19 protein-coding genes and 1 riboswitch are annotated in these 20,322 nt (G+C 46.4%); of the genes, 11 read left to right on the top strand and 8 right to left on the bottom strand.

Annotation, left to right across the window (positions count from 1 at the left end):
- Positions 1–71 precede the first annotated feature (71 nt).
- A complete protein-coding gene (locus AS151_RS06295; RefSeq protein ID WP_071516200.1) occupies positions 72–1,430 on the bottom strand; it encodes a folate/biopterin family MFS transporter in 1,359 nt (452 codons plus the stop codon).
- A 249-nt stretch (positions 1,431–1,679) separates the two neighbouring features.
- Here AS151_RS06295 and AS151_RS06290 point away from each other — a divergent pair, with 249 nt between their 5' ends.
- Positions 1,680–2,252 carry a hypothetical protein gene (locus AS151_RS06290; protein WP_071516199.1) on the top strand — a complete coding sequence of 191 codons (573 nt, stop codon included), beginning with the start codon at positions 1,680–1,682 and terminating at the stop codon, positions 2,250–2,252.
- A 221-nt stretch (positions 2,253–2,473) separates the two neighbouring features.
- Here the strand turns inward: AS151_RS06290 and AS151_RS06285 are convergent, their stop codons facing one another.
- Positions 2,474–2,917: an Hsp20/alpha crystallin family protein gene (locus tag AS151_RS06285; RefSeq protein WP_071516198.1), complete on the bottom strand. Its 444-nt coding sequence runs from the start codon at positions 2,915–2,917 to the stop codon at positions 2,474–2,476.
- Between the two features lie 633 nt (positions 2,918–3,550).
- Between AS151_RS06285 and AS151_RS06280 the strand changes: the two genes are divergently transcribed.
- Positions 3,551–3,877, top strand: a complete 327-nt coding sequence (locus tag AS151_RS06280; RefSeq protein ID WP_071516197.1) for a DUF5684 domain-containing protein — start codon at positions 3,551–3,553, stop codon at positions 3,875–3,877.
- A gap of 172 nt (positions 3,878–4,049) precedes the next feature.
- On the opposite strand, the gene AS151_RS06275 is transcribed toward AS151_RS06280, so the two are convergent.
- A complete protein-coding gene (locus tag AS151_RS06275) occupies positions 4,050–4,493 on the bottom strand; it encodes an Hsp20/alpha crystallin family protein (RefSeq protein ID WP_071516196.1) in 444 nt (147 codons plus the stop codon).
- A 131-nt stretch (positions 4,494–4,624) separates the two neighbouring features.
- Positions 4,625–4,777, bottom strand: coding sequence for a hypothetical protein (locus tag AS151_RS22740; RefSeq protein WP_275527975.1), 153 nt, complete (start codon positions 4,775–4,777; stop codon positions 4,625–4,627).
- A 205-nt stretch (positions 4,778–4,982) separates the two neighbouring features.
- Between AS151_RS22740 and AS151_RS06270 the strand changes: the two genes are divergently transcribed.
- Positions 4,983–6,131 carry an ATP-binding protein gene (locus AS151_RS06270; RefSeq protein WP_071516195.1) on the top strand — a complete coding sequence of 383 codons (1,149 nt, stop codon included), beginning with the start codon at positions 4,983–4,985 and terminating at the stop codon, positions 6,129–6,131.
- Between the two features lie 2 nt (positions 6,132–6,133).
- Positions 6,134–6,784: a DUF3226 domain-containing protein gene (locus tag AS151_RS06265; RefSeq protein ID WP_071516194.1), complete on the top strand. Its 651-nt coding sequence runs from the start codon at positions 6,134–6,136 to the stop codon at positions 6,782–6,784.
- Positions 6,785–7,178: 394 nt separating this feature from the next.
- Here AS151_RS06265 and AS151_RS06260 read toward each other — a convergent pair whose 3' ends face one another.
- The gene (locus AS151_RS06260; RefSeq protein WP_071516193.1) at positions 7,179–10,436 is read right to left on the bottom strand and encodes a glycoside hydrolase family 15 protein; all 3,258 of its coding nucleotides are present in this window, start codon (positions 10,434–10,436) and stop codon (positions 7,179–7,181) included.
- Between the two features lie 416 nt (positions 10,437–10,852).
- Between AS151_RS06260 and AS151_RS06255 the strand changes: the two genes are divergently transcribed.
- On the top strand, positions 10,853–11,563 hold the full coding sequence (locus AS151_RS06255; RefSeq protein WP_071516192.1) for a WecB/TagA/CpsF family glycosyltransferase: 711 nt from the start codon (positions 10,853–10,855) through the stop codon (positions 11,561–11,563).
- Between the two features lie 97 nt (positions 11,564–11,660).
- A riboswitch (cobalamin riboswitch) is annotated at positions 11,661–11,808 on the top strand.
- A gap of 169 nt (positions 11,809–11,977) precedes the next feature.
- Here the strand turns inward: AS151_RS06255 and AS151_RS23045 are convergent.
- Complete coding sequence (locus AS151_RS23045) at positions 11,978–12,112, bottom strand: hypothetical protein (RefSeq protein WP_275527974.1); 135 nt, start codon at positions 12,110–12,112, stop codon at positions 11,978–11,980.
- Between the two features lie 128 nt (positions 12,113–12,240).
- Here AS151_RS23045 and AS151_RS06250 point away from each other — a divergent pair, with 128 nt between their 5' ends.
- The 4 genes from AS151_RS06250 to AS151_RS06235 are packed head-to-tail and all read left to right on the top strand — an operon-like array spanning position 12,241 to position 14,932.
- A complete protein-coding gene (locus AS151_RS06250) occupies positions 12,241–12,966 on the top strand; it encodes an energy-coupling factor ABC transporter permease (RefSeq protein WP_071516191.1) in 726 nt (241 codons plus the stop codon).
- Between the two features lie 30 nt (positions 12,967–12,996).
- Positions 12,997–13,320 carry an energy-coupling factor ABC transporter substrate-binding protein gene (locus tag AS151_RS06245; protein WP_071516190.1) on the top strand — a complete coding sequence of 108 codons (324 nt, stop codon included), beginning with the start codon at positions 12,997–12,999 and terminating at the stop codon, positions 13,318–13,320.
- Positions 13,320–14,114 (top strand): cobalt ECF transporter T component CbiQ, encoded by a 795-nt coding sequence (gene cbiQ / locus AS151_RS06240; RefSeq protein WP_071516189.1) that lies wholly within the window; start codon positions 13,320–13,322, stop codon positions 14,112–14,114. The genes AS151_RS06245 and cbiQ overlap by 1 nt, the downstream gene beginning before the upstream one ends.
- Positions 14,096–14,932 carry an ABC transporter ATP-binding protein gene (locus AS151_RS06235; RefSeq protein WP_244532912.1) on the top strand — a complete coding sequence of 279 codons (837 nt, stop codon included), beginning with the start codon at positions 14,096–14,098 and terminating at the stop codon, positions 14,930–14,932. The genes cbiQ and AS151_RS06235 overlap by 19 nt, the downstream gene beginning before the upstream one ends.
- On the opposite strand, the gene AS151_RS06230 is transcribed toward AS151_RS06235, so the two are convergent.
- Positions 14,933–16,621, bottom strand: a complete 1,689-nt coding sequence (locus AS151_RS06230) for an alpha-glucosidase (protein WP_071516187.1) — start codon at positions 16,619–16,621, stop codon at positions 14,933–14,935.
- A 156-nt stretch (positions 16,622–16,777) separates the two neighbouring features.
- The gene (locus tag AS151_RS06225) at positions 16,778–18,712 is read right to left on the bottom strand and encodes a heavy metal translocating P-type ATPase (protein ID WP_071516186.1); all 1,935 of its coding nucleotides are present in this window, start codon (positions 18,710–18,712) and stop codon (positions 16,778–16,780) included.
- Between the two features lie 84 nt (positions 18,713–18,796).
- Here AS151_RS06225 and AS151_RS06220 point away from each other — a divergent pair, with 84 nt between their 5' ends.
- Together AS151_RS06220 and AS151_RS06210 are read left to right on the top strand one after the other, a co-directional pair.
- A complete protein-coding gene (locus AS151_RS06220; protein WP_071516222.1) occupies positions 18,797–19,900 on the top strand; it encodes a precorrin-8X methylmutase in 1,104 nt (367 codons plus the stop codon).
- A 231-nt stretch (positions 19,901–20,131) separates the two neighbouring features.
- Positions 20,132–20,322 (top strand): tetratricopeptide repeat protein (locus AS151_RS06210; protein ID WP_211517543.1); only part of this gene is annotated, 191 nt, incomplete at its 3' end.

The raw sequence follows: 20,322 nt of genomic DNA, 5'->3' as shown, positions 1-20,322 counted from the left end.
GCGTACCGAGCATACCGAGCGTGGGAAAAGTTATAGTTAAATGTTGGGCTGCTGCTGTTCTGTTCTTTTTATCAAGCCTCCTGAGCTTGAGCATCAATCGCTTCCGAAGAATCCCCCGCAGAAACTTGACTGGTATCTCCATTGGGAACCCAGCGGAGAAACACCAGCGGTAACAACGTAGAACCATTGGCAATGACCACCAACAGCCACAAATTCTCAAAATTGGATTCGGTAATCTGCAACCAGTGCATCAACACAGCGCCAAACTCGTGGGATAGCACACTAGCTAAATTGGTAATCGACATTAACAAGGCAAACAACGTCGCTTCTACACCGGGAGGGCACAAACGCGCCGCCAAAACCAAAACAGGCATGTAAGCAATTTGCCCCATAACCGTTAAAATGAGGCTATCCCCCAAACTAAACCAGCGATCGTCGATACCAATAGCGCGGTTGGCATGGGTCACCAACAGTAGCGTCGTCATCCCCAACGCCGCCGAAATAACAGTAGACCAACCAAAAATCTTGCGAAACGGGAGCTGTTTGAAGAACCGTTGAAACAACCAAATCCCCACCAAAGAAGCAACGCTAGTAACCAATCGCACTCTCCCCAAAAACTCCGGTTCAAAGCCCAACTCATTGGTGGTAAAGAAAAACATAGCAGCATCGGAGTTGGGAGTTGCCTGCCACAGAAATAGAAATAGCGTCGGCAGCAAAATCGAACGTTGGGTAAAAGCGTGGCGTAGCTGCTTCACCTGCTGTTTGACATTTTGGGTTTCTCCCTGCTTTACTGGCGTTTCGCTAATCAACCAGGCAACACCGGTAACAATCAGGGGAAAAGTAGCGGTAACGAAGAAAATATTGCTCGCGGAAAAATATTCCAACAGGAAGCCACTTAAATAGGCAGTAATAATACCACCAATGGCAGAAGTTCCCCAACATAACGATTGTAGGGAACCGGCATCGGCAAGGTTTTCGCTACGCGCGCGCTCTACCACCAAAGAATCGGCGATGACGTCGCTGATGGCAATAGAAAGGGAACTGAGAGCGACGGCAACGGTGGCTTGCCATGGAACTGTGACAATGGTTGCCATGGCTATCCAGGAAAGGGCACCCAAAATTCCTGCCAGAATCATATAGGGGCGTCGGCGATATCCGAAAATGGGCAAACCATCAGAAAGAAATCCAAACAGAGGCTTGACCATCCAGGGAATAGATACAATGCCCATCATGGCGGATACTTCCGCAGGGCTCATATTGAGTTGGTCTTTGAGAAAGAAGCTCACCGCCAGCCGCGCCAACCCCAAAATTCCCTGTACGAAATACACCAGCAGGATGGCAACCAGTTCTGGGGTGGGTTGATGACCGAGAAATACTTTTTCTTTGACCGTTGCTTTGATGCGTTGCCCAGTACCAGCAGAGACGTACATCGATATATTTCTTTACAATTAACTTTTGATACTATAGCAAATGCTACGGCAAGCGTGGTTCGGGAACTTGGAACCATAGGGATGGAGATTTCGTTGGATGAATTTTCTATGGTGTTTTTCAGGGGTTGCTCAATGGCAAATTATCGGGTTCTCAGAGTTCGTTAAGAAACCGAGCAGATACTAGAAAATAGCAAACCAGATTTCCCTGGTTTTTTAACTGGCAAAGGCACAAACAATTAGGAGTTTGCTATGAGTATCCCCAAGCGTCTATCCTGGAAAACCTCTTTAATGGTTCTAGCTGCTACCGTCTCTGTAGGTAGCCTATCGCTAGTTTTAGCAAAAGACGTGCGCGGCAATTCCAATACCGCTTCCCCTGGTCAAAACCAAACCTTAATCGCTCAAAATTCTCAAAATTCTATCAAATTAGACGCTACAGCTGGCAAAGGCACTCCCGAAGGATTCACCGAACAAGAATGGCTGCAAGCCAACGCCGAAGTTTATGTCTCCGATATCCAAGAAAACAGCTATGAAATCACCATTGAAGCCAGCAATTTGGTGCCCAACGGATTGTACACCGTCTGGTGGGTAAAAAATCAATTGGTGGGCATGGACATGGGTCCTGCCGGTGGCACGCCTGAAAACGAATTTCGCGCTGACGAACAGGGCAACGCCACCAAAACGGTTACTGTTCCCAAAGGCAACGATTATGACATGTTAGGCATTGCCTACCACGCTGACGACCAAACTCACGGCGATACCCCTGGTAAGATGGGTGAGGTTTCCTTCCGGCATTTGATGGGAAATTTTATTAAACCGAACTAGTGGAGCATGGGGGCATGGAAGCATGGGAGCATGGGAGCATGGGGGCATGGCATGGGAGAAATTAACAGTTTATTTTCCCACTCTTCCCCCTCTTCCCCCTTTTCCCCCTCTTCCCCCTCTTCCTACAAAAAACACCCAAGCCAACAATTTGTTAGCTTGGGCAAGCTGACAGGTAGAAATCTTTAGGGATTGCTGTTACTCAGCGATCGCATTAGAGATTCTTAGCTGATGTTAACGCGGATAGAACTGTTTTTGTCTTGTTCCAGCTTGGGCAAGTGTAGGTTAAGAATCCCGTTTTCCAACTTGCCTTCTACAGCTTCTTTGTTGATGTCAGCAGGTAGCTCCACAACCCGTTTGAATTGACCGTATTGGAATTCAGAACGGAAGAAGCCTTGGTCTTGGTCTTGGTCTTCATGACGGTGTTCGCCATGAATAGTAACGGTGTTCCGAGTCGCGTTAACATCGAGGTCTTGGGCTTCTAAGCCAGGTAATGCAGCGCGGAGGTGGAAAGCATCTCCGTTATCGCGTAATTCGATCGCTGGTTGCCATGGGGCTTGGGTATCGGTTAGACCCCGGTCGTAGCCTGTGGTTTCGTCAAACAGACGATCCATGTGACGACGCAGGGGATCGACGCCGGTGATGGGGTTCCAGCGAACGATAGCCATACGCTCTCACCTCCTTCGGTTAGAACGCTACAGCCTAACGCCTTTCGACCTCATTTTTACCGTCGCATACATACCAGGTGGCTGACATTGAAAGCAACCGAACAAACAATTTTGGTTTCCCTTAATTCTGGAAGCAGTGGCAAGCTACGGTTATGTTGCGATCGCTACGAAAATATAATTACTGGATATCTATTCGTATCGCAATCAAAAAAGCTAACAAAATTTCCTGCTATAGCAATTTCACATAAAATATAAACGGAGTATTTTCTAAAAAATTGGAAACCCTGTAGGTAGTGTTCGCGAACACTACCTAGCAATGACATCCTATATAGCAATTTCACATCAAATATAAACGGAATATGTCTAGAAATTTGGAAACCCTGTAGGGGCGGTTCGCGAACCGCCCCTACTATACAGTCCAATTGAAATAAAAACGCTCTATACATGGCCAGGAAATTAAGAAAAAGCAGCGTTAACTTTTGATAAATTTGCTTGTGTCTTTGAGCAAAGTTGCATTATGATTCCAGCAAACTCAGAGGCAACTTAAAGCTTCTACGCATGGATCTATAGCTTTTCGAGGAACATGAAGTTATAAATCTCTGTTAACCTCAGGATCTTCCAGGAGAAGTTAGCATGGATACATTTGTTTTTTTATTACAGTTAGCAGTAGTTATTGTTGCCATCGCTGGCAATTGGATGGTTTTTGAAAAAGCTGGGCGACCGGGATGGGCTGTTATCATCCCCTTTTATAATGTGTACGTCATGTTAAAAGTAGCTGGCAGACCAGGTTGGTGGCTAATTTTAAGCTTTATTCCATTGGTGAATCTCATCCTCATTGTAGTTCCTTTTGATATTGCTAGCAAATTTGGAAAAGGTGCTGGCTATGGTTTGGGACTTTTGTTTCTACCATTCATTTTTTATCCAATTCTGGGTTTTGGTAGTGCGAGATATCGCCGGTAAGTGGTTCCAGCAATGTGATTTTGCCGTTGGTTTAATTTTTGGTTTTTCAAAATGACTAAAAACTTACCCAAGCCAAGGGAGGTTGGCTTGGGCGAAATGGGGGTGAAAGTTTCGGGGATGCTTTTATTTGGTTACAAGAGAAGGTGTTCGGTGGCTACGAACCGGAGACACCTTAGCTGATGTTAACGCGCACGGAACTGTTTTTCTCTTGTTCTAGCTTGGGCAAGTACAGGTTTAAAATCCCGTTTTCAAACTTGCCTTCCGCTTGTTCGTTGTTGACAGCAATCGGCAGGTCTACCACCCGCTCAAATTTGCCGTATTGGAACTCGGAACGGAAGAAGCCCTTGTCTTGGTTTTCTTCTTCCTGACGATGTTCGCCACGAATGGTGACGGCGTTCCGGCTGACGTTAACATCGAGGTCTTGGGCTTTCATGCCAGGCATTGCAGCGCGGAGGTGGAGGGCATCCCCGTTATCCCGTAGTTCGATCGCTGGTTGCCACGGGGTTTGGGTGGAAGTTAAACCGCGATCGTACCCCGTAATTTCGTCAAACAGGCGATCCATTTGACGGCGTAAGGGTTCGATTTCGGTGGCAGGGTTCCAACGAACGATAGCCATAGAGTCTCACCTCCTTGGGTCAGAACGCTACAGCCTATCGCCTTTCGACCTCACTTTCTACGGTACAAAACTGTCAGCTAGCTGACATTGAAGGCAACCGAACAAACAATTTTGGTTTCCCGTAATTTCCCTTAGGCAGCTGTGGTTTTGCCTAATTCGGTGAGGAATTGGAAAGCTTTGGCGATGTAGCTGGCGCAGACGTGGGGAGAGGTTTCGTAAAAAGAACGCCAAGCCATAGATTTGTCCTCGTCGTAGCAAGATTCTCGTTCTGGATAGCGTTCCAACCACGCTGCTACCTTCTGAATAGATTTTATAAAGTTTCGATACAGTGGGTTGCATGTTTAATTGTCTTGTATTACTATTTTCATTAAATTGGATTTTGTCTATAGATGCGAATTCAAATGTAATGTACTTTGCTAACGGTGACCAAGTTTTTTTTAAGTAGACAATTAGGATGGGTCTATTATTTCGATATATAGGCTTGGTTTTATGCTAAAAACAGTAAAAATTGAAAACTTCCGGGGATTCCAATCTTTTGAGCTTTCAGAGTTGGGAAGAATCAATTTATTAGTTGGTAAAAATAATAGCGGTAAAACTTCTGTACTAGAAGCAGTTCAACTCCTACGTTCCCATAATCATCTCAAGCCTCTGATAGATATACTAAGAAATCGAGGTGAGTTTTTTTGGGGAGATTGCGAGAAAGAACCAGAGTTTGATATACGTCATTTATTCTACGATCGTAAAATTGAACCCGGTAGTCAGTTTTCAATATTAGGAATAAACAGAAATCACTCAGAAGAAAAAGTTACTGCATCTATAAAAGTGCATGATGATGCTGACGATTCTTATAGCCAGTTGCAATTATTTGAAGGCAATCGAGAAACTTCCGATTTCAACAGTATAGATGATATTAATATACTTGAATTTATTCTTAAATGGGAAATTGGAACACAAGAAGAAATCTGGAAATCACCTTTGTCTGAGAATGGGGGATTGTCTTATCCATACAAATACATTCGTGACAGGCAAAGAAAATTCCTTTCAAGGACACAATCGAAAAGAATTGAGACCCAAACTCAGTTTGTTACTCCTTCTTCCCTGACTGTTAAAGAAACAATGGACCTATTCGATCGAGTTGTTTTAACACCTGAAGAAAATTTAATAGAGGAAGCACTTCAAACTATTGAACCCAAAATTGAGCGTATTGCCTCAGTAGGTTCCGATCGAGTTTCAGGATCGAGGGGAGGATTCTTTGTTAGTCTCTCTGATAGTAATCGGAGAATTCCTATTGGTAGTATGGGGAATGGCATATGGCGCATGCTAGGATTAGCACTAGCAACTGTAGGTGCATCCAATGGTATTTTAATTGTTGATGAAATTGATACTGGTCTGCATTTTAGTACAATGTCGGATATGTGGGCATTAATTTGGAAAGTAGCAAAAAAATTAAACGTACAGGTTTTTGCAACCACACATAGCAGCGATTGTTGGATGAGTTTAGCCACTCTTGCTAACCGAGAAGATATAGAAGAAGATGGAATTACCATTCAAAGAATAGAACCAGAGAAGCATACGAGTGTCGCCTTTCATCAAGACGAAATTGTCATGGCTGCCCAAAGAGATATTGAGGTACGTTAAGAATGGCAGGCAGGTATAACCCTAAGAAGTTAATTGTTGAAGGCGACCAGGATAAAAGGGTGATACCAGAACTAATGGAAGCAAATGGAATTGCTTGGGGAAATACAAGAGAAACAGCGGTGGTTGATATTGAAGCGTATGGTAGCGATCGCTTTATTGATGAAATTTTTATTTCCACCGAACTGAAAGCATCTGGACGAACTTCATTGGGATTAATTGTAGATGCCGATAACGATTTAAATGTACGTTGGCAAAGTGTGAGAAATGCTTGCTTAGCAAGTATTCCCGATATTCCTCAAAAATTACCAGCAACCGGACTTATTCACCCTACAGACTCTGGGATTAAATTTGGCGTTTGGATAATGCCAGATAACCAAACCCAGGGAATGCTAGAAACTTTTTTAACATATCTAATTCCAAATACCAAAGAATACCTTTGGCAGTACGCCAGAGACGTGACTCAAGAGGCTTCCAATAAAGGAGCTAGTTTCATAGAAAATCACTTTGAAAAAGCATGTATTTATACTTGGTTGGCTTGGCAAAATCCACCAGGAAGACAATTGCATAATGCTGTGATGGAGAAAATCCTCGATCCTACCCATCCTCGGGCACAATCTTTTGTTAATTGGTTCAGAACATTGTACGATCTATAGGTGGCTTGTACGAAATTGCACTTATACCATTTTCTTAAAAGCTTGTAATAAATAATCGGTGTATTTTCGTAGAGGCACTTCGCGAATCCCTCTACCAGGGCAATTAGAGAATTCCAGAAACTCATTGTTTTTCAGAAATAGTATAATAAAAGCCACAAAAAATAGGGCGGAGTTCAGACAATCCCCACCCTAGAGCAATTGTTTGACGTTTCATACCAAATCCGCGACGCAAAACCACAATTTTTCTGTAGGGGCAACCCCTGTTGGGGGTTCCTTTTGTAGGGGTAGAAGGGCACTACCCCTACATTTTTGTGGGTGTATGTACATCGGATTTCGTATTATTCAAACAGACTTAGTGATGGAACCAGCAATTTTGGTTTCCCGTAATTCCCGGTTAGGCAGCTGTGGTTTTGCCTAATTCGGTGAGGAATTGGAAAGCTTTGGCAATGTAGCTGGCGCAGACGTGGGGAGAGGTTTCGTAAAAAGAACGCCAAGCCATCGATTTGTCGTTGTCGTAGCAAGATTCTCGTTCCGGATAGCGTTCCAACCACGCCAAACGCACCGCATGACCGATAATGATATCTAGAACTAGATACTCTTCTACCTGTAGTTGGGGATTGCGCTGCGCGATCGCGGCTAACTCCATTAAAGCTTCAATGTTAACCTGACGGTAAGCCGGTGCCACAATTTTATTGAGCAAATGTTCCACTTGCAGGGCAAAATTCTTTTCCCCTGGTGTCATTTCCGAGAGAATGGTAGCGCTATCGATGCGGTTGCGTCGTTCTAATTTATCGCCAATCACCAATCCCTTGCAATGTTTCATCAACAACCATACCTGGGGATAAAAATCCTCTGGAACCCTACCGGCAGCGCCTTCCAACTCTCGGTGGCGCAACCATCCCCCTTGGGGAGGAGTTTGGGGGGTTTCTTCGGGAAAAATCACCCAGTCGATATCGGCGGATTTTTGGTTGAGATGGAGAGATTCTTGTTTTTTCAGCAATTGGTTCATGCTGGCATAGCCTTCCAAGACTTGTCGCAAGCGGGTTTTGATTTCAAATGGACTGATTTCCATGAGGGCTTCGTAGGCTTCATCTTGGGTTAGTTGATTTTCTTGTGCCAATTCGCTGGTTAATAGCAAAATTAAATAGCTGACGCGCAAGGTTAATAAGCCGTCGAATAGTTGTGGGTCTGATTTTAGCAATACGCTTAGGTACACTAAGATTTCTTGGGTTAAAACCCGATCGCGTACGTCTTCGCTGCACAACTCGCAAATGAGTTCCAACAGTTCCAGGTGCGATCGCGGGCGGGTAATCAAAGAGCGATCGCTGTAAGCTTTCCCCACCGCAATCTGTTTCTGACGCACTAAAATATCGGTTACGGCATCGGATAAACTAATATCCACTTTCTTTAACAAGCCTGCTGCATAACGAACCACCGCCCAGTAGGGGGCAAATGGCAGACTAGAAGCGGGAAAATCGCTGGTTCGGGGAACTCCCTGACCGGCTTTAAAATAAATTTCCTCCAGCAAATCTGCCACCGTCACCGGTACTTGGGGTCCACCCATACCAGTATCAAACTGCAACCCCTGCAAACGCGCCATCGCCTGCAAAATCTGCACTTGTTCGTACAAGTTTGCCGATTGCCGCAATCGCTCTAACAAGCAGTAAATATCGGTTTCGCACTCCAAGCTAAATTCTTGGGTTTTTGGCAAGGGCTTGGTTTGGGTGGGGTCAAACAGAAGGTAATACTGGCTGGAAGGCGCTTCCTGAATCGATGGTTGGGGAAAAGCAAACTCGTGCAGTTCTTCAAATCGTTCTTCCCCAGAAGTAAGGATAAGTTGTTGCAAACGTCCCAAATGAACGGGGGTATCCCCGCAATTTCCTTGACGGAGTTCTTGGGCTAAGGCTAAAACCGCCTCTCTTCCTGACTCTAGCATCTTGCGCGTTAGCAACAAAACCACAGTTGGACGCCCTAGTTCGCTCCAATGGCGGTGAACGTAGGCAATTTCGCTTTTAATTTGCGCGACGAGAAAGTGATAGTCAAAGGTAAGATAGAACTCTTCTTTTTCTAAAAATGACGGCAAAAACACCATGGTTTCGCCACGAATGCGGAAAATGCGGGAAGTTGTCAAGCTGCGCAGGCGACGAATGGGACGTCCGGTCAATCCTAGTTTATCGTTGCGGCCAATTTGCGTGTAGGCAGCGGCTAATTCTCGCGATCGCCGAATTTGAATTGGTTCCACTTCTTGGGGGGTTTGCGCGATCGCGCCGTAAGCAGCCAAATCCGCTTGCAAATTTTTATCTTCCGCCAGCAAGGCTACCTGTACCACCGGCTGGCGATCGCTACCCAAACGCTGGTATCTTCCTAATGGGTCAATATCCCCCACCTCCAGCAACCGTTCCTGCAACAGTTGCACCAACCAATACAAACTTTGCGCCCAAATCAACGGCACATTTTCATTGGGCAAACGCTGCTGGCTGTGGGGATTTTGTCGTTCTGCCTCAATATTCACCGTCGGTACGTAGTACAACTCCGGCAATAATTTTTGACCGTCCTTTTCTACCAGCAAACCCGATAATTTCTGCAGGTAGTTCTCCGTTTGTTCCGTATCCCGACGGCAAAGGCCATCCAAAGCCAAATAAGTAAAAAATAACGGCCATTCGCATTCAATATGTTCAAATTCCTGTAACTCCCAAGGTTCGTAATGCAAGCGATCGGTATCTTCCAAAACCGTTTGGTGTCCGTCGCGCAAAAAACGCTTGCAGCCATAATTCCCTTCCAGCTTATCAATAATTTTATCCCGCGTGCGTCTCACCAAATCCACATTTTCCACAGCAAACGCCGGAAAACCAATAATACTCAACAACGCCGCATCAGTTTCTTTTGAACTAGACTCCCGTGGTAGCAGCGATTCCAGCGTAATCCGGGCGCGGGCAATTTCATCGGGCAAAACATGAATCACAGACGCCTGACCGCCGCGAACCCCAAATAAATTTAACCCATTTAACGCTTCCAAAGCAGCTTTGGCCATCCCCACCGAAGAAGCATTTAACTCCGCATTGCCCTTATTAATTTTATTTCCCCGCTCCCAAATACCATAATCCGGTGTTCTATAAGTACGCCCAATATAATACACCAGATTTTGAATAAAATTCACCTCATCGATGGTATAAACAATTTGCAACCCCGATGCCGTCATTTGCGCTAACATTAACAAAAAGATAGACGTAGCATCCAGTTGCAAATGCCCCCACTCATCGTCGCCAACCGCCGTATCTCCCGTATCGGTATCGTATTTGGCGTGTAGCGAATAGGGGGGCGATTGATTTTGCTTGAACTGTTCCACTTTATCGGCTTGCCGCATCATGGCAAACAGCAACCCCCGCATCAATTTAATCGTACTGTGTTCCAGTTCGGAGGTTCTGCCTTGATTTTCATCGATTTTGCGGTAAGCCAGCGCCAATCCCCACACGCACAGAATGCTGTAGACATTATCCCGCACCCAAGCGTCTGTATAGTCGCCGTGGCTGTTAATGGCGGTACTGGCGGGCAGCAAACCCGTGAGAGGACTTTGGCGGGAAAGGATGGTTTGCTGGATTAGGTTGTAGTAACGTTCCAGCTTGACTTTTCTTTGTTGAGCACTGATAGGCATGGGACGAGATTATAATACCTTTTATACGAATGCAACCCAGTTGTAGATCGGTAAACAATAGTTGGATTTTGATTGCCAAAGTTTCGGTACAATCCGAAGTCTCAAATGGAATGGCGTACTGGCACATGAGGTAGGAAGTTAAATTTCATTTAACAATAGCATATTTCCAGTTGTACCACCAGGTGGGTTCGTGGAAACATGGGAACATACGAGAAAAATATAGAATTGATTCTGATAGGATCCCTATGGGAAAGCTCTCAAATTGAGAAATTTTTGATAGGGCGATCGCAAACGCTGCCGTTTGCAACCCCTCGCCCCATTGATGGGTCTATTTTGTCGATTGGCTACTTTCCTACTTGTCTTTCAGCAATTTTCATGAATAATAAGAAAGGGAAACCGTGCTTGGCTGGATGGCTATGTCGCAGGTACTGGAAAAACAAACAGTTTTGGGATATCCCGTACATCTGGCTAAAGATTATTTAGCTTGGATCCGCGATCGCATTTACCAAGGGCAAGGAGGGCATATTGTCACCCTCAACGCCGAAATGAGTATGCAAGCAGAATCCAACGCCAAACTGGCAGATATCATCAAAGCTGCCGATTTGGTAATTCCCGACGGGGCTGGCGTGGTTTTATACTTGCGCTGGAAAGGGAAGCAAGTGCAACGCTATCCCGGCATCGACCTAGCAGAAGCATTATTGCAACAACAATATAGAGCGTTTTTGTTCGGCGGTCAACCAGGAGTTGCCGATATCGCCGCCAAAAACTTACAAACTCGTTTTCCTCAAATTCAAATTGCTGGCTGCCAACACGGCTATCTAGGGAGAAAGGATATGGATCGATTTTGCCAAACCTTGCTACAGCAACAACCGCAATTGGTCTTGGTAGGGTTGGGAGTTCCCCGACAGGAATTTTGGATTGCCCAATACCGCCATTTGCTGCCAGAAGCCATTTGGATCGGGGTTGGCGGTAGTTTTGATATTTGGGCAGGAGTAAAAGAACGCGCTCCTGCTTGGCTGCGCGACAATCATTTAGAGTGGGCATATCGTCTGTATCGGGAACCCTGGCGTTGGAAGCGGATGCTGGCTTTGCCCAAGTTTGCGTTGAAAGCCGTTTGGCACGGGTGAAGGGAGCGTATCGAGTGTGGGAGAAAATACAATATTAAAAAATAGAGTAATATATCTTTACGTGGGAGGGGGCAAACAGAATTTCTGTTCTGTGGTATAGTCGATAAATCGAGTTGGTTCTAATGGGGAACAGCCATTAGATGCAAAGGGGAAAGTTCGGTGCAAGTCCGACGCTGTCCCGCAGCTGTAATGGGAAATGTTGGTTTCCCTAAGTCAGAATGCCCGCCAGCTCAAAAGTTAGCAAACGCATCTGCGAGGTACGGATGGTTGATTGCAATTGGAAAGCAATTCGATTTTCAGTTCGTCCGAGAAGAATATTTTCACAAAGGAATTCTCACGCTTCCCAGTTGGAGATGGCAGGGAAACGAGAGAATGCAGAGAATTTCTTTTTAACAAGATTTTGGAGAAACCAATTTAGCGGAACATCGCTACGCAGGTGGAAAACCATCGAGTGGGCGTTTCCAGAAGGTTCTGGCGTTGGATTTCTCGATCGATGCTGAGTTGACTGCGCTTGGGAAAGTCGTTTTTTAAAAAATTCCCAATTGCCATAGAAACTCCAGAAATTCAGGGAGTGGCCGCACTTTGGCGGTTCGTTCGGGGATTTCTTTCTTATTTTTGTTGTTCTTTCTAGGTTCGTAGTGATGAGAAGCAAATCGAAGCTTATACATCTCGCGGTTATGGCGGCTTGTAGCTGTATTTTAGTGATGGTTTCTGCTGCACCAGCCAGAGCCATGCACATTATGGAAGGCTTTTTGCCAGCTGGTTGGGCGATTTTTTGGTGGGTTGCGTTCCTGCCATTTTTGATTTTGGGCATTCGTTCCATTACGCGAATTACCCGCCAAAACCCAGAATTAAAACTCTTGTTGGCGCTATCGGGGGCTTTTTGTTTTGTGCTGTCGGCGTTGAAAGTACCTTCGGTGACTGGGAGTTCTTCCCATCCCACGGGAACGGGATTGGGGGCGGTTTTGTTTGGTCCTCTCAGTATGTCGGTGTTGGGCACTTTGGTTTTGTTATTCCAAGCTCTGTTGCTGGCACACGGCGGGATTACCACGTTAGGTGCCAATGCCATGTCGATGGCGGTGGTTGGTCCTTTTGTGGCTTATGGAATTTATCGTTTGACCGTTCGCGTTAGCGGCAAGCAAGGAATTGCTTTGTTTTTGGCGGCGGCTTTGGGAGATTTATCCACTTATGTGGTGACTTCCGGGCAGCTAGCGATCGCTTTTCCCGAGGAAACCACTGGGATTTGGGGGTCATTCATCAAATTTGCTGGCATTTTCGCCGTCACCCAAATTCCACTAGCCATTAGCGAAGGATTGCTGACAGTATTGGTTTGGAATTGGTTGCAGGCATACAACCAAGAAGATTTACAAAGCCTTCATGCCTTGCAAAATCCCAGTTCCTAGCAACGTTGTTTTGAATTGAGGAGAAAAATGATGCAAACGACAAATTCCGGCTGGAAAAACTTGCTTCTGCTGTCAGGTGTGGTCGCCTTATCAGTCATTCCCTTGGTCGCCGTCAAAGATTCCCAGTTCGGCGGGGCAGATGGCAAAGCGGAAGCAGCCATTGCAGAAGTAGAACCAAACTACCAACCTTGGTTTTCCCCAGTGATTACCCCGCCTGGCGGCGAAACCGAATCCATGCTGTTTGCCTTGCAAGCGGCGGTGGGTTCTGGCATTTTGGGATTTGCCATTGGTTTGTATAAAGGGCGTTCTCAAACCAGAAACCAGCAAAACCATCACAACCAGCCTACCGAGTAATGACCCTCCGTATCGATACTTTAGCTTATAACAACCGATTGCGATCGCTGGCTACCGAACAAAAGCTAATTTTCGCGATCGCGGTTTGGTTGCTAGCATTATTGGGGCATCTACCAGTACAATTGGCCATTATACTGTGGATGGCGGTTTGGATCGTACAATATGCCCGCATCCCCATCAAAACCTATTTGTTGCTGGTAGGCATCGCCTCCTTTTTTTTATTCGCCAGTTTGCCAGCCTTTCTAATTCAAATTTCCCCCAATACCAACATTTTCGCCACTTCCCCATCTTGGGCAACCTGGCAAATCGGTTCTTGGCACTTAGGAATCACGCCCAAAAGCCTGCAACAAACCATTGATGTGGTCGGGCGTTCCGCCGCCTGTACTTCCTGCTTATTTTTCCTACTGTTTACCATTCCTTTTACCCATTTGCTACAAGTTTTGCGCCGCTGGCACTGTCCTGCCATTGTCACAGAATTGTTATTATTAATGTATCGCTTTATTTTTCTCTTGCTAGAAACAGCAGCCCAGTTGCATTTAGCACAAAAAGCCAGAGGCGGCTATCGTACCAGACAGCGAACCTTCAAAAGCGTCAGCCTGCTAGCCGGGCAATTGCTGGCGCGTACCCTGGGGCGCTACCGTCAGTTTCAATATAGCATAGCCGCGCGGGGATTTTCCGGCGAATTTCGGGTATATTCCCCAGAAACAACGGCATATTCGTGGCGATATGCCCTAGAATCGATAGTGGGTTGTTGTGGGTTGCTAGCGTTGGAAGCATGGTATCTTCTGAAATGACAGATTGGTTTTTGCAGTTTCAAAACGTTACTTATACCTATCCCGGGCAAACCCAACCCACCATTGACAACCTCACTTTATCCATTCCCCAGGGCAAAAAAAGCGCCCTCATCGGTCAAAACGGTTCCGGCAAATCCACCCTCTTATTTTTGGCGGATGGTTTGTACAAACCCCAACAAGGGGAAATTGCCATGCCGCAAATGCGCTTGCGCTACAATCGCCGTTCTCTAAACCGCTGGCGCAAATCGATTGGTTTGGCTTTTCAAGACCCCAACGAACAATTGGTGGCGGGTACGGTAACCGAAGATATTTCTTACGGTTTGTACAACTTGGGATTGCCGGAAAAGGATATAAAACAGCGACTGCGGCAAATTATTGCCGATTTTTCTTTAGAAGAAATATGGGAGTCGCCCTTACATCACCTTAGCATGGGACAAAAACGGCGGGTTGCCCTGGCGGGTGCGATCGCCTTGCACCCGAATTTGCTGCTTTTAGACGAACCCACCGCTTATTTGGATGGACTGCAAACCCACCATTTGCTGCAAGAACTCGATCGCATTTGGCAAAATGGTACCACATTGCTGATGGCAACCCACGATTTGGATTTAGCCTATGCGTGGGCGGATTGGTTTTTTATTGTGCATCAGGGGAAGCTGATCCTGCAAGGTAAGGCGGAGGATGTATTTTCCCAGCGCGACCTTCTCAGGGAAGTACAATTGGGGGTTCCCCTATTGTGGGAAGTTTGGGAAAGTTTGGGCAAGCCGACGCCGATGCCAAGAAATGTAGAACAATTGCAACAGCATTTGCACAAAACATAATTACGACAAATCGGCTTTGACAATGAAAATTTCAAAAGGTTCCAATCGCTTTGGTAGTTTAATCGTTTGCCCGGATTCTAACCGATTGGAGAGCAAAACCTCCCAAACTTTCGGAACAATATGTTCGTCGGTGGTTAGGTCTTTTTCGTAGGAAAAATTAATGACCACCAAAACGCGTTCCTGTCGGGTTTCGCGCACGTATGCCAAATGTTCGTAGGGATAGTGAATTAAAGAACGCCAACGACCGCGAATTAAAGCCTCGCTATGTTTGCGAATTTCAATTAATTTTCGGTAGAAATTTAGGGTAGAATTGGGGTCTTGCCATTGTGTGGAAACATTCACCTGGGGATAATTTTTATGAACGGGAAGCCAAGGTTCGATATCCCGACCAAAACTAAAACCAGCATGGGCAGAAGTATCCCACTGCATGGGCGTTCTAGCGCCATCTCGTGAAGGTAAAAATTCGCCGCCGATGTGCGGTGCCAAAACTTTATCTTGGGCTTTCTCTTCGGGGATATCGACATTGTTGACCATGCCAATTTCTTCCCCATAATATAGAACTGGTGTACCGCGTACGGTTAATAAAATTGTAGCGGCGGCGAGGGCAATTTCTTGGGAGTCAATGCACAAACTACATTCTACCCAACGGGATAAATGTCGGGGGATGTCGTGGTTGTCTAGAAAATAGGTTGGCCAGGCTTGGGGTGGGGTGATGAGTTCTTTTTTTTCAATTTCTCGTTGCAAATAGCCGGGATACCAAGTGCTAAAAGGAAATTCAAAGTTAAAGGCTAAATGGAGTTCGTCGTTGTTAACACCGTAAAAGCTGGCAGAATCGAATAATTGGTTGTCGATAAAGGTTTCGCCAATTAAAACGCGATTTTTGTAGCGATCGCAAATTTCTCTGATTTCCTTGACAATTTGATGGTTCTCCGGTAAATTTTTATTGTAAATGTGGTGTTGGTTGTTATAAGCGTTGCGATCGCTGGCTCCAAATTTTGTCGGATTGGGACGAAAATAGGGGTCTTTGCTATAAACGCTGGAAGCATCCAACCGAAATCCATCTACCCCTTTCTGCAGCCAAAATTCTATCACCTCATAAATGGCTTTTCTGACCTCTGGATTTTGCCAGTTTAAATCGGGTTGGTTTTGATTAAATGTATGGTAATAATATTGCCCTCTGGTTTCGTGAAAAGTCCAACCGCTACCACCAAAATAAGAAAGCCAATTGTTAGGAACCCCACCCCCTGGCGCTGGGTCTTGCCACAAATACCAATCGCTTTTGGGATTGTCTCGACTGGAACTGGATTCTAAAAACCAATCGTGTTGCGTAGACGTATGGTTGATAACCAGATCCATGATAACTTTTATCCCTCGTTTGTGGGCTTCTGCCAGCAACTCCTCAAAATCTTGTAACGTACCAAATACAGGCGCAATCCGATAGTAATCGCTGACATCGTAGCCATTATCCACCATGGGAGATTCGTGAATCGGAGACAGCCAAATAGCATCAATCCCGAGGGAATGATTGCTTTCCGGATTGCCATCGTTGAGATAATCCAATTTCTGGATAATTCCTTGCAAATCGCCTTTGCCATCGCCGTTGCCATCTGCAAAGGTCAGAGGATAAATTTGATAGATGATTCCCGTTTGCCACCATTTGGTAGGGGAAAATTCCATGTCTTGTGTCATGCTGGATAGCCATTATTCAACAACCAAATCCCAATATAACGTTTTTTCGCAGGGACAATTTGCAAATTGCCCCTACAGGATTTTTAACCTTTGTACCGCACTTCCCTGAAAGTTTGCTGAAGAAATTGCTAGAAAGATATAAAAATTGCCTTTCCTTTATCCTCGCAACAAGCGCATCCCATTCAGAGTAACCAATAAAGTCGAACCTTCGTGACCCAACACGCCAGCCGGTAGCGTCAGTTCGCCGAAAAAGTTAGCCACAATTAACAAAACAATCGATGTTAGCGCCAGGGTAATGTTTTGCCGAACAATGCGTTGCGACCTTTTGCCAATGGAAATCGCCTGTTCCAGCCTTTCCAATCGATTCGCCATCAACACAATATCCGCCGTCTCCAAAACCACATCGCTGCCAGCGCCTCCCATAGCAATGCCTACGGAAGCCTGGGTTAAAGCTGGTGCGTCGTTAATGCCATCTCCCACCATGGCAACAAAACGATGCTGTTGCTGCAATTTTTGAATGACATTTACCTTATCTTCCGGTAGCAAATTGGCATACACTTGAGCGACACCTACGGCTTTGGCGACGGATTCGGCGGTAGCGGCGTTGTCTCCTGTGAGCATGGCGGTGGTGGTAATGCCCATTTTTTTTAGGTTAGCATGGAGCTGGGCTGCTTGGGGATGTACTTGGTCGGCAACCGCTACAAGTCCCATAACTTGCTGGTTTTGGGCAATCCAGATAACGGTTTTGCCTTCTTTTTCCAGTTTTTCTGCCTTTTCAGATAAAACAGGTTCGATGGATGCTTTGACGGCTTCCGTGACAAAAGAAAGTTTGCCTGCCCTGACGGGAGTGCCTGCCACCGTACCGGAAACCCCCAAACCGACGTTGGCTTGCAGGTCAATGGCTTCTAAAAATTCAAGATTTTGCTGGTTCGCTGCTTGCACCACGGCTTGGGCAATGGGATGTTCGGAGTAGGCTTCCAGGGAGGCAGCCAGTTGTAAAAGTTGCTCTGGGGTGGTGTCGGCGGCGGGGATGCAGTTGCTGACTTGAAGAACGCCGGTGGTTAAGGTACCGGTTTTGTCAAATGCGATCGCTTTTACTCGACCAATTTGCTCTAACTGCGCGCCATCTTTAAATAAAATCCCCTGTCGCGCCCCTCGGGCAATCCCCGACAGCAGGGTAGGCATAATCGCTGCCATTAACGCACAGGGAGAGGCGACCACCAAAAACGTGAGGGAACGATAGATAGTGGTTTCCCAACTCCATTGCAAAAGAAAGGGCGGCAGCGTTCCAAATATTATCCCAGCTACCACAATGACTCGCGCGTATCCCCGTTCAAATCTTTCTAAAAACTGTTGCGAAGGGGGTTCGGTGCTTTTGGCTTGTTCTACTAGCCGAATGACCCGTTGAATCAAACTGCTTTCTGGCGGCTTGTGGAGTTCTACAAGCAAAGCCCCGTTGCCGTTGATGGTGCCGGCAAATACTTCGTCATCGATGGTTTTGTCAACTGGAATGGATTCTCCGGTAATGGGTGCCTGGTTGGCGGTACTATTTCCTTGTCGGATAATACCATCAGTGGGAATAAGTTCGCCGGGTTTGACCAAAATGCGATCGCCGATTTGCAACTGTTCGGTGGAAACCATCTGTTCTTGCCCTTGCTGCCAAATCCTTGCCGTATCGGGAGTTAGCTGCATGAGAGAGCGAATATTGCGTTCCGTGCGATGCATGGCAATATTTTCTAAGGCACCGCTGATGGCAAAAATCAGAATTAAAATGGCACCATCCACCAACAAATAGTATTCCTGCTGCCACAATCCCAAAATCGATGCCCCCAGCGCCGCCACCACCATCAGCAAATCCACATCCAATTCCTTTTCCTGCCAGAGGGTGGTTAAGCCTTCCCGCGCGCTTTCGTAGCCACCAATGATGTAGGCTGCCAGCAAAATCCAAATACCGCCGCCAACCCAGTTGCTGTTAAGAGATAGCCAGCCGAGAAAGGTCAAAACGGCACAAGTAACGGCTGCAAAGGCATCGGGATAGCTTTGCCACCAAGCATACAACTGCTTTCGGTGGATGAAGAGTAAATTTGCCATAGAATGTACCCCTATAGAACTATTTTTTTTAGGTTAAACGTTGACATTGGTGTTAAAGTCAAGGTATTGGTTAATTGGCTGGGTATGCTGACGATTAAAGAACTTACCCAAACCGTCGGTCATGGGATTACCCCGCGCATGGTGCGGCACTACCACCAAATTGGCTTGCTGCCGCCGCCGGAACGCTCTGCCAGCAACTATCGTCTCTACAGCGAAGCTGATGTGAAGCGGTTGCAGCGGATTGTTGCTCTCAAGGAACAAGGGTTTCAGCTTGCCCATATTAAGGAAATTTTAGCCAGTCAGGAAAAGGACACTGATGCGGATGTTTTGGTGGCAAGGTTGCAGCAGCAGTACCAAAATGTCGTGCAAAAGTTGGTGAAGCTGCGGCAAACGGCAACGGCGCTGGAAGGTTTGATTGGACGCGATCGCTTTTGCGAATCAAAACAAGCGGAGGCATTTGCCCAACTGCAATTATTAGAAGTAGAAACCCAAACGGCGCAATCTTTAAGCGAAGAACTCTGGCAGCATTTGGATGCCGGGGTAGCGAACCATCCGGAGAACTTTCGGGAGGCGTTGCAGCGATTGTTACCCGACTTATCCCAACGCCCGGAAATTGAAGTGGATATTTTATCGAATTTGGTTCTCGCCTGCGGGGATGTTAGTTTGGCGGCTTTTGTGCGTTTGAGCAGGGATGCGATTAAGGCAGGTCGCGCGCATTTGCGTGCGGGATGTACCGTTGTGGGTGATATACCTCCCGTGGTGGAAACCTTAGATAAACCCCGCCTCGCTCACTTGGGGTGCGAATCGACGACGTTAATTGAAGACCCCCATATCTGCAATGCCGCCGAAGCGGAGGAACGGTTTTGGCAGGATAGCAACTGGCAGGAACGGTTGGCAGAATCGATCGATGGCAATATTTGGGTGGTAGGATACGCCCCCTCGGTGTTGGTGAAAATTTGCGAGGCGGTGGAACATCGGGGTTGCCAGCCGGCTTTGGTGGTGGGATTGCCGGTGGGATTCAGCCACGCGCCGGCAGCAAAACGACGGCTGATGCAGTTGGAAATTCCCTATGTCACGATTGAAGGGGCGTTAGGGGGTGGTTTGTTGGCAGCGGTCGTGTTGAATCGTATGGCGGCTTCTTTGATAGAAAAGCCGAACTGTCATTGTTATTTGGCAAGAACTACATAATTTTTTTGGGATGGGCGCGATCGCTTTTTTGCATAGATTCGATCGCGATCGCATTTCTTCGCTTTTTGGACAAATTCCTATTTCTTGTGGCATACTAGCCATGAAAATCGCCCACATTACCCATGGGCAAACAGCCACCTTTCTGGAATTTGTAACGACATCCGGCATGGAACCACCGGCATCGTTCCCAGTTCCAGCCCAGCCAACTTGGAGATTACTGCCAGGACGACAATGACAGGTTTTCAGAATCAAGAGAACGAGGGGCCAAATCCCTCATTTGGTGGCGATCGCAGTGGCGAAGCCAAATCTTTGAACAATCTGGGCCTTGCCTACCAATCCCTAGGACAGTACCAACGAGCCATCGAGTACCACCAGCAATCTTTAGCTATCAAACAAGAAATCGGCGATCGCAGTGGCGAAGC

Source organism: Geitlerinema sp. PCC 9228 (genome assembly GCF_001870905.1).
In the GTDB taxonomy this organism is placed as follows: Bacteria; Cyanobacteriota; Cyanobacteriia; order Cyanobacteriales; family PCC-9228; genus PCC-9228.
Note: the sequence above shows the minus strand (reverse complement) of the source record. Positions and strands in the feature narration are given on the sequence as shown.

Bases quoted from the DNA above. Each gene is read 5' to 3' on its own strand.
- AS151_RS06295 (WP_071516200.1), bottom strand. From the start codon at position 1,430: ATGTACGTCTCTGCTGGTACTGGGCAACGCATCAAAGCAACGGTCAAA.
- AS151_RS06290 (WP_071516199.1), top strand. From the start codon at position 1,680: ATGAGTATCCCCAAGCGTCTATCCTGGAAAACCTCTTTAATGGTTCTA.
- AS151_RS06285 (WP_071516198.1), bottom strand. From the start codon at position 2,917: ATGGCTATCGTTCGCTGGAACCCCATCACCGGCGTCGATCCCCTGCGT.
- AS151_RS06280 (WP_071516197.1), top strand. From the start codon at position 3,551: ATGGATACATTTGTTTTTTTATTACAGTTAGCAGTAGTTATTGTTGCC.
- AS151_RS06275 (WP_071516196.1), bottom strand. From the start codon at position 4,493: ATGGCTATCGTTCGTTGGAACCCTGCCACCGAAATCGAACCCTTACGC.
- AS151_RS06270 (WP_071516195.1), top strand. From the start codon at position 4,983: ATGCTAAAAACAGTAAAAATTGAAAACTTCCGGGGATTCCAATCTTTT.
- AS151_RS06265 (WP_071516194.1), top strand. From the start codon at position 6,134: ATGGCAGGCAGGTATAACCCTAAGAAGTTAATTGTTGAAGGCGACCAG.
- AS151_RS06260 (WP_071516193.1), bottom strand. From the start codon at position 10,436: ATGCCTATCAGTGCTCAACAAAGAAAAGTCAAGCTGGAACGTTACTAC.
- AS151_RS06255 (WP_071516192.1), top strand. From the start codon at position 10,853: ATGTCGCAGGTACTGGAAAAACAAACAGTTTTGGGATATCCCGTACAT.
- AS151_RS23045 (WP_275527974.1), bottom strand. From the start codon at position 12,112: ATGGCAATTGGGAATTTTTTAAAAAACGACTTTCCCAAGCGCAGTCAA.
- AS151_RS06250 (WP_071516191.1), top strand. From the start codon at position 12,241: ATGGCGGCTTGTAGCTGTATTTTAGTGATGGTTTCTGCTGCACCAGCC.
- AS151_RS06245 (WP_071516190.1), top strand. From the start codon at position 12,997: ATGCAAACGACAAATTCCGGCTGGAAAAACTTGCTTCTGCTGTCAGGT.
- cbiQ (WP_071516189.1), top strand. From the start codon at position 13,320: ATGACCCTCCGTATCGATACTTTAGCTTATAACAACCGATTGCGATCG.
- AS151_RS06235 (WP_244532912.1), top strand. From the start codon at position 14,096: ATGGTATCTTCTGAAATGACAGATTGGTTTTTGCAGTTTCAAAACGTT.
- AS151_RS06230 (WP_071516187.1), bottom strand. From the start codon at position 16,621: ATGACACAAGACATGGAATTTTCCCCTACCAAATGGTGGCAAACGGGA.
- AS151_RS06225 (WP_071516186.1), bottom strand. From the start codon at position 18,712: ATGGCAAATTTACTCTTCATCCACCGAAAGCAGTTGTATGCTTGGTGG.
- AS151_RS06220 (WP_071516222.1), top strand. From the start codon at position 18,797: ATGCTGACGATTAAAGAACTTACCCAAACCGTCGGTCATGGGATTACC.